The organism is Parafrankia sp. FMc2, from assembly GCF_041008525.1.
Lineage (GTDB): Bacteria > Actinomycetota > Actinomycetes > Frankiales > Frankiaceae > Parafrankia.
The window spans coordinates 56,451-68,014 of sequence record NZ_JBFLUG010000003.1 but is presented as its reverse complement, the minus strand read 5'-3'; the positions used below and the strand labels follow the sequence as shown (position 1 = coordinate 68,014).

At 74.6% G+C, this 11,564-nt stretch carries 6 protein-coding genes; 5 read left to right on the top strand and 1 reads right to left on the bottom strand.

The window, feature by feature from the left end; genetic code table 11:
• Positions 1-402 precede the first annotated feature (402 nt).
• From AB1460_RS02195 to AB1460_RS02180, 4 genes are all read left to right on the top strand, one after another.
• Positions 403-2,466 (top strand): hydantoinase/oxoprolinase family protein, encoded by a 2,064-nt coding sequence (locus AB1460_RS02195; protein WP_368958848.1) that lies wholly within the window; start codon positions 403-405, stop codon positions 2,464-2,466.
• Positions 2,467-2,841: 375 nt separating this feature from the next.
• Positions 2,842-6,081, top strand: coding sequence for an AAA family ATPase (locus AB1460_RS02190; protein ID WP_368958847.1), 3,240 nt, complete (start codon positions 2,842-2,844; stop codon positions 6,079-6,081).
• A gap of 124 nt (positions 6,082-6,205) precedes the next feature.
• Positions 6,206-7,642, top strand: coding sequence for an FAD-binding oxidoreductase (locus tag AB1460_RS02185; RefSeq protein ID WP_368958846.1), 1,437 nt, complete (start codon positions 6,206-6,208; stop codon positions 7,640-7,642).
• Positions 7,639-8,532, top strand: a complete 894-nt coding sequence (locus AB1460_RS02180; protein WP_368958845.1) for an NAD(P)H-binding protein — start codon at positions 7,639-7,641, stop codon at positions 8,530-8,532. The genes AB1460_RS02185 and AB1460_RS02180 overlap by 4 nt, the downstream gene beginning before the upstream one ends.
• A gap of 7 nt (positions 8,533-8,539) precedes the next feature.
• Here AB1460_RS02180 and AB1460_RS02175 read toward each other — a convergent pair whose 3' ends face one another.
• Entirely contained in the window at positions 8,540-9,670 is a 1,131-nt protein-coding gene (locus AB1460_RS02175; protein ID WP_368958844.1) for a thiamine-phosphate kinase, read from the bottom strand.
• Between the two features lie 674 nt (positions 9,671-10,344).
• Between AB1460_RS02175 and AB1460_RS02170 the strand changes: the two genes are divergently transcribed.
• Positions 10,345-11,562 (top strand): acetamidase/formamidase family protein, encoded by a 1,218-nt coding sequence (locus tag AB1460_RS02170; protein WP_368958843.1) that lies wholly within the window; start codon positions 10,345-10,347, stop codon positions 11,560-11,562.
• The last annotated feature ends 2 nt before the right edge of the window (positions 11,563-11,564 follow it).

Sequence of the window (11,564 nt, the reverse complement as noted above, 5' to 3'; positions counted from 1 at the left end):
GCCTGTTCGCAGGCCCTTCGCTACCGTCTGCTCAGGTTACCCGCTGTGGACGGACCCCCAGAAGCTGGGCCGCTCGGCGTCGCGTCACATTTGACGTTTTCCGTGCGTATTGCGCATTGATGCACGGAGTGTCGCCCCGGCCGGCCGCCGCCGGTAATCTTCCCTGTGCCAGCGGCAATGGCCAGGTCACGGTCCCGGCCCGCGGCGCGGCACCGGTCGGTGCGGGGAAGGCCACGAAGAGACTCTTCGGGGGGTTCTGTACCAGGCCGCAGCGCCGGGTCCGCCAGCCGTCCGGGACGCTGTTGATGTTGCTCTGGGTAACAGTTGACGCAGCTGGCAGCCATGGCCGCCGGTGCACCGGGAGCGTGGAGCTGCCGCACGTCTGGGAAGCCGGGAGGCCGAGTGCCCGATCACGAGGAGTCATCGACCGGGCGGGTCCGTCTCGGGGTCGACGTCGGCGGCACCTTCACCGACCTGGTCGCCGTCGACCGGGACGGGGCGCTGCGGTTCGCCAAGGTGCCCTCGGTGCCCGCCGACCCGTCCAGCGGTGTGCTGGCCGCGGTGGCCGCCGCCGCACTGGCCGGGCCCGAGGTCGGCGCGTTCGCCCACGGGACGACCGTCGCCACGAACGCGCTGCTGGAGCGGGCCGGCGCGCGCACGGCGCTGGTCACCACCCGTGGCTTTCGCGACGTGATCGAGATCGGGCGGCAGAACCGGCCGTCGCTCTACGACCTGACCAGGGACCGGCCGCCGAGCCTGGTTCCGCGCGAGCTGCGCTTCACCGTCGCCGAGCGGTGCGGCCCGGACGGAGTGATCGAGCCCCTGCTCGCGGCCGAGGTCGAGCGGGTGGTGGCGGAGGTGGCGGCCGTCCCCGGCCTGGAGGCGGTCGCGGTCTGCCTGCTGTTCTCGTTCGCCCACCCCGGGCACGAGCGCATCCTCGCGGCCGCGCTACGCCGCCGGCTGCCGGCGATCACGGTGGTCGCCTCCAGCGAGATCCTGCCGGTCTTCCGCGAGTACGAGCGGTTCACCACGGCCGCCGCCGACGCCTACCTGACCCCGCGGCTCTCCTCCTATCTAAGGCGGCTGGAGCGGCGGTGCGCGGGCCACGGCCTCACCGTCCCGGCGGTCATGCAGTCGTCCGGTGGGGTAACCGAACTGTCCGAGGCCGCCAGCCATGCCGCCCGGTGCGTGCTCTCCGGACCGGCCGGTGGAGTGGTCGGAGCGGCCTACATCGCCGGGCTGTCCGGCGTGCGCGATCTGCTGACCTTCGACATGGGCGGGACCTCCACCGACGTGGCGCCGGTCCTCGGCGGCCAGGCGCTGACCACCTCCGAGTCGGTGCTCGCCGGCGTCCCGGTCATGCTGCCGGCGGTGGACGTCCACTCGGTGAGCGCGGGCGGCGGGTCCATCGCCTGGGTCGACGGTGGTGGGGCGCTGCGAGTCGGCCCGCGCTCGGCGGGCGCCGACCCCGGCCCGGCCTGCTACGGCCGGGGCGGAACCCGGCCGACCGTCACGGACGCCGACCTCTACCTGGGCTACCTGGCTGACGGTGCGGGGCTCGGCGGCGAGCTCACCCTCTCCCGGGCGGCGGCCGAGGTGGCGCTGCGCGAGCTGGGGCAGCCACTCGGCCTCACCCCGGAACAGGCCGCGGCGGGTGTCGTCGCCGTCGCCGACGCCGAGATGACCCGTGCGCTGCGCGTGGTCTCCGTCGAGCGCGGCATCGACCCGCGGGAGCTGGTCCTGGTCGCCTTCGGAGGCGCGGGCGGCACACATGCCTGCGCGCTCGCGGACGAGATCGGCATCACCCGGGTCCTGGTGCCGCTGGCCGCGGGGGTCCTGTCGGCCCTGGGGCTGGCGATCGGCGACGTCCGGCGCGACCACACCCGCCCGCTGCTCGGGCGGCTTGGCGCGGTCGACCTGGCGGGCGCGTTCGCCGAGCTCGTCGCAGGCACCGAGCCGCCCCGGTCGGGTCCCGACGCCGCGCCCGCGCCTGCGCCCGGGCCCGCGGGGGAGGTCACCCTGCAGCGCCGGGTGGACTGCCGGTACGTGGGCCAGTCCCACGAGCTGACGATCGACGTCGACGAGGGGGCGACCGCCGGCCGCGTCGCGGAGGCGGTCCGGACCGCCTTCGAGGCGGAGCATCTGCGCCGATACGGGCACATCGCGCCGGAGCGCGAGATCGAGACGGTCGCGGTGCGGCTCGTGGCGACCGTGCGTGGCCCGCGTCCCGCCCCGGTCGCGCCGCCCGCCGACCCGTCGGCGCGCCGTGGCCACCGGCAGGCCTGGACCGACGGCGAGTGGCACCGGATCGAGGTGATCCCGCGGGCCGCGCTGGGGGCGGGCGAGGCGGTGACCGGCCCGGCCGTGGTGGAGTTCGCCGAGTCCACCTGCCTGGTCCGCCGCGGCTGGACGGGGACGGTCGACGAGGTCGGCACCCTCGTCCTCACCCACGGAGGTACGGCCTGACCAGCCCGGTCGCCCCAAAGCGGCGGATCCGCCCGGACTTCTGCCGGGAGTTCGCGGACGGGAACAGCAACGGCCGGTGCGGCGTTAGACTGGGCAGTGCCGGTCCGTATCATGGCCCCCGGACCCATAATTGAGTCGCTACGTGCGACGTCGCGCCGCGAGGCGACCTGGCGGGCCGGCACCTACTTCACGTACCCCGCCCTCCTTCGGGAGGGCGGGGTACGTTGCTTCCCGCGCCCCGGCGGCGGCCGGACCCCGGCGGTGTGGTCAGGGCTCGGCCTGCGCCCTGCTCGTGACGCGTCGGGCGCCACGCACCGTGGGGCGAGCCGGGTGGCAGCGCAGGTTTCCCGCCGTCGGCGAGGAGAGGCTGGTGCCATGGTGGCGACGCCGGCGGGGGCTCCCGTTCCGGGGGTGCGGGTCCGCCTGCTCGGCGAGTTCGAGATGGGCGTGGCCGGGGCACCCGCGATGGAGCTCGAGTCGGCGCGGGCCGCGTCACTGCTGGCGTTCCTTCTGCTCAACCGAGAGGCGCCGCAGAGCCGTCAACGGATCGCATTCCTGCTGTGGCCCGACTCGACCGAGGCCCAGGCGCGGACCAACCTGCGCCACGTCCTCCACAAGGTGCGCCGGGCATTCGGCGACCTCGACCACTATGTGGAGGTCACCCCCCGCACCCTCAGATGGCGGCCGGGGGCCCCGCTGTGGCTGGACGTCGCCGCCTTCGAGGACGCGCTGAGCCGAGCCGCCGCGACGGTTGCGGATGCGACGACAGGTGACGCGGTCACCGCCGACGGGGCGACGGCCGCGTTGCGGGAGGCCACCGAGCTGTACCGGGCGGACCTGCTCGAGGGGAACTACGACGACTGGCTGGAGGTCGAACGGCAGCGGCTGCGCAGCCGGTTCCTCGATGCGTCCCGCCGACTGGCAAACCGGCTGGAAGCGCGAGGTGACCCGGCCGCGGCCGCCGCCGCCGAGCTTGTGGTACGCCACGACCCACTCTACGAGCCGGCCTACCAGATCCTGATGCGGCACCACGAGGCGTCCGGCGATCGCGCGAGAGCGCTGCGTGCCTACCATGCCTGCGCGGCCGTGCTGGAGGCCGAGCTGGGCACCAGGCCTTCGGCATCCATCCGACGGCAGTTCGAGGCACTGCTGGCAGCCGACCGCGGGCCCCGCTCGGCAGCGTTGGCCGCAGCGCCCGGGCTGGTCGGCCGCAACCGGGAACGCTCGGCACTCACAGCCGCCTGGCAGGCGGCGGCGGGAGGCGAAGCCCGGCTCGTCCTCGTGACCGGCGAACCCGGGATCGGGAAGACCAGGCTGGTCGCCGAGTTCCGCGCCTGGTGCGCCCATCGCGGCGCACTGACCGCCGAAGCCGCGGCCTACGCGGCCGAGGGGGCGCTGGCCTACGGTCTGATCGTCTCGTGGCTGCGTTCCGACACCCTCGGCCGCCGGTTGCGCCGGGCCGCACCTGACCAGCTCACCGAGCTGGCCCGGCTGCTGCCGGAGCTGCTGACCGAGCTGCCGGGGCTGCCCCGCCCGCAGGCGCTGGCAGAGGACGAGCTGCGGCAACGCCTGTTCGACACCGTGGCCAGGACGGTCCTGGCGGCCGGTGCCCCGGTGCTGCTGGTCGCCGACGACGTCCACTGGTCCGATCAGGAGTCGCTGCGGTTCCTCCACTACCTGCTCCGGCCCGGGACCGAGGCACGGTTGTTGGTCGCGGCGACCGCGCGGCCGGAGGAGCTCACCGACCGCCATCCGCTCGCCGGGCTGGTCGGCGCGCTGCGGGCTGCCGGGCTGGTCGTCGAACTGGACCTCGACCGCCTGGATGCCGGGCAGACCGCGGCGCTGGCCCGGCAGCTCACGAGTACCGCGCTGGACGACGCCACCTGCCGGCGGCTGTTCGACGAGACCGAGGGCAACCCGTTGTTCGTCGTCGAAGCGCTGCGGGCGGGGTGGGACCGGCCCGGGGCGGCCGGGCTGAGCCGGAAGGTGCAGGCTGTGATCGAGTCCCGGCTGGCGCAGCTGTCGCCGGCCGCCGCCGAGCTGGTAGGCGTCGCCGCGACGATCGGCCGGGACTTCACCGCCGACATGCTGGCCGAGGCTGCCGGCACCGACGCTGACGCCCTCGTCAGCGGTCTTGACGAACTGTGGCAGCGGCGGATCGTGCGGGAGCACGAAGCGGACGGCTACGACTTCTCACACGACAAGCTTCGCGCGGTCGCCTACGAGGCGTTGCAGCCGGCGCGGCGCAGGCACTACCACCGGCAGGTGGCCCGGGCGCTGGAGCGCCGGTCGTCCGGGCACGCCGGCACGGTGGACGCCAGGCTGGCGCTGCACCTCGAACGGGCCGGAGACGTCGACGGCGCACTGGTCTGGTACGGCCGGGCGGCGGCGGCTGCCGGCCAGCTCTACGCGCACGTCGAGGCGCTGCGGCTGCTGGACCGGGCACTCGACCTGGTGCCGTCACTGCCATGGTCGACCGAGCGGGACGTCCGTGAGCTGGCGCTGCTGGAGGCGATCGCGGCTCACCTCGTGGGAGTGGAGAGTTTCGCCTCGCCGCGGCTCCCGGCCGTGCACGAGCGGGCACTGGTGCTGGCTGCGACGCTGGGGGCCGACCTGCCGTCGCCGCTGTTGTGTTCGCTCGCGGTAGCCAGCCTCGCCCGGGGCGAGTTCGCCACCGCCCGGCGGCTCGGAGCCGAACTGCTGGGCCGGGGCTCGCCGGGAGCGGGCGCGGCGGAGCTGGACGACATCCTGGACGACATCGTGGTCGTCGAGGCCGAGTACGTGCTCGGGATCGTCGAGTTCTGGCAGGGGAACTTCGAGGCGGCGCGCCTGCGGTTCGAGGCCGCGCTCGCCCGGTATCGACCGGCCGACCAGAAGGTCTACCTGGTCAGGTACTGGCTGGACCCGAAGGTGGTCTGCCTGAGCCGGCTGGCCAGCTGCTGGGACGTGCTCGGTCAGCCGGCGGCCGCGGCGCGGGCGCGGCAGGCAGCGCTGCTCTGGGCCGAGGAGGTCGGCCATCCGGCCACCGCGGCCTCGGCGCAGGTGTTCGCCGCCGTCGGGTGCCTGGAACTCGGCGACGTCGAGGGCCTTCGCCACCACACGACGGCGCTGGTGGCCGCGCACGACCCGCACGACGCGCCCTCCGCCGCGGGAATCATGGCGCAGGCGCTCCAGGGGTACGTCAACGTGCTCGACGGCGAGGTCAGCGGCGGTCTGGCGGCGATCCGCCGGCTGCTCGACCAGCTGAGCAGCGTCGCGCCGGCGCCGGGAGCGCGGGCCGTCGTCCTGCGGGTCCTCCTCGCCGCGGCGGTGGCGGCGCAGGACACCGGCACCGGGCTCGCCGCGGCCGACCGGCTCGTCGCCGCCGAGGACGGTGTCGCCACCTGGGAGTCCGAGGCCCGCCGGTGGCGCGCGGAGTTCCTCGGCCGGCGCGGCGAGCCCGCCGGGGTGGTGGTGGCCGAGCTCCAGCGGGCGAGGGAGGTGGCGCGGCGCCAGGGTGCTCAGCTGTTCGAGCAACGGGCGACCGCGGCGCTGCGCCTGGCGATGACGCCGCCAGCCGCGGCGGCAGCGGCTCCCGCGTCCGCAGCCTCATCCGGAGCCGCCTCCGACGACTGATCTCGCGCGGAACGCACCGGGCCGGTGCGGAACGGCAGCGGGAACGGTCGGGGAACGCCTCGCCGGCGATGGTGGGTCCCGAGGCCGCCACCACTCGGCGGCAGACAGCGACGTGGGAGCTGACATGCCCCTGACTTCCCTGGAACCACCCCGATCGGTAGAGATCGTCACCCTGCGCAGCCGTTTCCGGGGCGCTCTGCTGCGACCCGGCGAGGAAGGCTACGACGAGGCGCGTCGGGTCTGGAACGGCGCGATCGACCGCCGGCCGGCCCTCGTCGCCCGGTGCGCAGGTGCCGACGACGTCGTCGAGGCCGTCCGGTTCGCCCGCGAGCACGAGCTGCCAGTGACGGTGCGCGGCGGCGGCCACGCGGTCGCCGGGCATGCGGTGACCGACGGCGGACTGATGATCGACCTGTCGATGCTGAAAGCCATCCGCGTCGACCCGGCCGCCAGGACCGCACGGGCGGCGGGCGGACTGCTGTGGGGCGAGTTCGACGCCGCGACCCAGCAGCACGGGCTCGCCACGACCGGCGGCCTGGTCAGCCACACCGGGGTCGGCGGCCTGACGCTGGGTGGTGGTCTCGGGCACCTCATGCGCAGGCACGGGCTGACGGTGGACAACCTCCTCGCCGTCGACCTGGTCACGGCCGACGGCCAGCGGCTGCTCGTCGACGGCGAGCACTCCCCGGACCTTTTCTGGGCGCTGCGCGGCGGCGGTGGCAACTTCGGGATCGCCACAGCGCTCACCTACCGGCTCCACCCGGTCGGGCCGATGGTGCTCGGCGGCCCGGTGTTCTGGCCCGTCGAGCAGGCCGACGGGGTCCTGCGTCTCCTCCGGGACTTCGCCCCGACCGCGCCGGACAGCCTCGGCATCACGTTCTCGATGATGCTCGCGCCGCCGCTACCGTTCCTGCCGCCGGACCGGGTCGGGACCCCCGTCCTCGGGCTGGTGCTGGTGTGGACCGGCAACCCCACGGAGGGCGAGGCCGTCATGGCGCCGCTGCGCCGGCTCGGCACGCCGATCGCCGACGTCGTCAGCATGGTGCCTTACCAGTTTCTCCAGTCGATGCACGACGCGGGCGCTCCGCACGGTCGGCACTACTACTGGAAGTCGCACCGGTTGCCGACGCTGTCGGACGCGACCATCGGGGAGTTCCGCAGGCTCCTCGGTTCGTCGAGGTCGCGGTACTCCCAGATCAACGGATGGGCCATCGGCGGCGCGGCGAGCCGCGTCGCCCCCGAAGCCACGGCGGTGGGGCCGCGCGCCGTCGGGTTCGACGTCAGCCTGATCGCGGCCTGGCAGCCCGGCGATCCCGACGGCGAGAGCCATCAGGCGTGGGTCCGGGGCGGCTGGGAGGCGCTGCGACCGCAGAGCGCCGGGGTGTACGCGAACTTCATCTCCGACGAGGGGGAGGCCGGTGTCCGGGCCGCCTACGGCACCCGGCTGGCCGGACTGACCGCGGTCAAGGACCGGTACGACCCGACGAACGTCTTCCGATTCAACGCGAACATCGCGCCGAGCGGCAGCCACGGCGAGTACGGAGCAGAGGCGGTCCGATGACAAAGATCCTGGTCACCGGCGCGACCGGGACCGTCGGCTCGCATCTCGTCCGGGCGCTGCGGGACCGGTCGGTGCCGGTCAGGGCCTATGTCCGGGACGCCGGACGGGGCATCGAGCAGCTCGGCGACGACGTCGAACTGGTCGTCGGGGACTTCGGCGACCAACGGGCGCTGCGGCGGGCGATGCACGGCGTCGACGGGGTGTTTCTGGCCTCACCGAACGGCCCTCGACAGGCGGAGTACGAATGCGCGGTCATCGACGCCGCGGCTGCGGCCTGGGTGCAGCGCATCGTCAAACTGTCGGCGCTGGGCGCCGAGATCGGCTCGCCGCTGACGTTCTTCGACGTGCACGGCCGGGTCGAGCAGCACCTGTGGGCATCCGGCGTGCCGGCCACCGTACTCCGGCCGGCGTTCTACCTGTCGAACCTGTTCGCCACGGCGGAGTCGGTCCGCACGGCCGGCCGCGTGTTCGGCTCGCTCGGGGACGCCCGGATCGCGATGGTCGACCCGCGGGACGTGGCGGCGGTCGCCGCCACTGCTCTGCTCGCCGCACCTGGCACGCCGGGCGTCGCGGGTGGCACCGGGCACATCCGGCAGGTCCACACCCTGACCGGGCCGCTGGCCGTCACGTTCACCGAAGTCGCCGAGGTGTTGGCGACCGTGCTCGGGCGTGAGGTCACCTTCGTCGACGTGCCGGACGCCGCGGCACGAGCCGCGCTGCTCGACGCCGGCGCCCCGGTGTGGCTCGCGGACTCGTTCGTGACCCTGTTCGCAATGCTGCGCTCAGGGATTCATTCCACCCCCACCGATGGCATAGCCGGGCTGACGGGCCGGCCGCCCCGCCCCGTGGCCGAGTTCGTCCGCGATCACCTGGCCGTGTTCGGCGGCTAGCGGTCGGCTAACCCTGGGCGTGGCCTGCGGGCCCACCGTCCTGACCCGGGTCCTCCTGACCCGCGCTGGCCCGGCGGGTGTCATTCGCCTCGGCGACCTGGCCGAAATGGTCCCAGCCGGCGCCGTCCCGACGGCCGCGTCCGTCGACGAGGACGACGCCGCGCTCCGGGCCGAGGCCGGAATGGTCGGCGTGGGGGAGAACCCGGCCGATGACCGCGCAGCCGGCGGGCAGCTCGGTGGCGGGGGGCACGCAGGCGACCAGCGCGTGGTCGTCCCCGCCGGTCAGCACCCACACCAGCGGGTCGGCGCCGAGCGCCGCGGCCGCGGCACGCAGCGGCCCGGGTACCGGCAGCAGGCCGCTGTCCAGGTCGACGCGGACGGCCGAGGCGGTGGCGATGTGACCGAGATCGGCGAGCAGGCCGTCGGAGACGTCGCACATCGCATGCGCGCCGGCGGACGCCAGCAGCGGCCCGGTGGCGTAGGGAGGGCGTGGCCGTCGGTGCGCGTCCATCAGCTCGGCCCGGCCGGGGATGTCCGGTCCGTGCGGTGGCCCGGCCGGGCCGTACTTCCGCAGCAGCGCGAGGCCTCCCTCGGCCCAGCCGATCCGGCCCGCGAGGACCACCAGATCCCCCGGACGGGCGGTGTCACGGCGGACGGGCGCCCGTCCGGCCAGGTCGCCGAGGGCGGTGATACCGAGCAGGACGCTGTCCGCGGAGCTGACGTCGCCGCCGGCAACCGACGCGCCGGCGAGGTCGCACTCGTCCCGCAGCCCGTCGGCGAGCCGCTCGGCCCAGGCAACGGGAAGGGACGGGGGCGCCCCGAGGCCGACGACCAGCGCGGTCGGGCGGGCGCCCATCGCGGCGATGTCGGCGAGGTTCTGCGCCGCGGCCTTCCTGCCGACCTCGTAGGGAGAGGACCAGTCGCGGCGGAAGTGCCGGCCCTCGATGAGCAGGTCCGTGGTGACAACGACCCGGCCGTCGGCGGCTGCGACGACCGCGGCGTCGTCACCCGGGCCCAGCAGGACGTCCGGGCCGGCCGGCAGGCGGCGGGTGATCGCGCGGATGAGGCCGAACTCGCCGAGATCCGCGACTGTCGGTGCCGCGGTACCGACCGGAGCGGCGGCGGGACGGGCTGCCACGTCGGGATGGTTCGGTGTGTCGGGGTGGTTCGCTGCGGCCGCGCGGCCTGGTGACGCAGCGCTGTCAGCTGCGGCGGAGCCACCGGTCGGCGCGGAACCGTCCGCGCCCGGTCCAGAAGTGCACATCAATGGCCACGCTAGCCGGCCGGCGGGCGCCGGGGCCGAACCCGGGAACCAGGGCAGGACCGGGAGCAGGGTTTACCGAGGAAATGACGTCGACTGCAACATCGGGGACATCTCGCCGTCATGTGCCGCTGCGACTCTGACGCGCGTGCAGCGCCCATATCGCCGTCATCGGCGACCGGCCTCCGGCCCGGTCGCGCGGGCCACCCGGTCGCCCGCTGTAACCGCCACCGGGCGCCCATCCAGCCCGGGATGCCCGGCGGCGACCCAGCTGTCCAGCGCCCGCGCAGGCCGCCGGCCCGGCCCGGCCATGCGCCGGCGCGGGTAGAGCGCGAGTGGCCCTGCAGCCAGGACGAGGAAAAATCGAGGGTCGGCACTATCTGCCCTCGACCCCGGAGACGGTCAGCTGGGGTGCTCTCCCGACCGCACGCACGCGGCCGGTGCTGAGTGTTGACTCTGGCACTTCCGTCACTATTGACACGGTAAGCCAGGAAGGCATTCTCGAAGATCAGGGCCGCGACCCGGATGTCTTTCTCGGTGGATTCGGAGTCGTGTCGTCGGAAGTACTCGAGGATGCTCGCGCGATCGCCGCGTCCGGCATTCCGCATCGTTACGGGATAGATGGGTCGCATGTCGTGACCGGCCCGGTGTCCGTGCGCGGCGCCGAGCCGGGCGACGTCCTGCGGGTCGACATCCTCTCCCTGCACCCACGGGCCCGGTACGGGATGATCTCGACCCGGCACGGCTCCGGCCTGCTCGCGGGCGAGTTCCCCGAGACCGCGGCCCCCGCCCTCGACGCCGACGCCCGGCGCTGGCAGGGCTTCCGGACGGTCACCACGTTCTGCGCGGTCGAGCGCCGCCGGGGCCGGCTGTTCGCGGCCCTGCCGGGCGGCGGCCACGGCCGGGTCCGGTTCCCGCTCAACCCCTGCCTGGGCATCATGGCGGTGGCTGCGGACGTCGCCGACGGCACCGTCACCTCCCTGTCGGCAGGCGTCTACGGCGGGGCTCTGGACTGTGGCGACCTCGGGCCCGGGACGCATCTCTACCTGCCCGTCCAGGTCCCGGGCGCGCTGTTCGCGGTCGGCGATCCGCACTATTCGCTGCGGGACGGGATGATCGGCGCGACCGCGCTGGAAGGGCCGCTACGCGCCACCCTGCGGCTGATCACCCTGCGGGACGCCGCCGCCACCAGCGCGCTCGGTGCGCTGCGGGAGCCGTTCATCGAGACCGACGAGCTGTGGATCACCGCCGGTTTCGACCCGGATCCGCGAGAGGCGACACGCCGGGCGGCCCGGGCGGCGGTGACGTTCCTGCAGACGAAGGTCGGTCTGGACCGGGCGGACGCGATGGCCTACCTGGCGGCCGCGGCGGACTTCGGCGCCGGTCGGCTGGCGGCCGGCTACGGGTCCGCGTTCTGCCGGATCCGCCGCGCGGACTTCACCGAGCCGGCCCCCGTCAAGGCACGACTTCCGCGGGCCGGCTTCGCCCGCATCGTCGGTGGCTCCGACGCCGAGCCCGACCGTGACCAGATCCCGCCGGCCGGCGGCCTGGCCGAGCCCTCCGGCTCGGCGCGGCTGCCGGAACAGAGCGGGCCGTCGGGCCAGGAGCAGGCCGCCGCCGCGCAGCAGAGCCGTGCGGAGGAGGCGCCGGGCCGCGGCGGAGTCGCTCCGGACCAGTCGCCGGCCGCGGACTCCGCCGGCCCCGCCGCTCCTGCCACTCCTGCCGGTCCTGCGGGCAGTCGCCCGTCCGGTGGTGCGCCGCCCCGCTGACC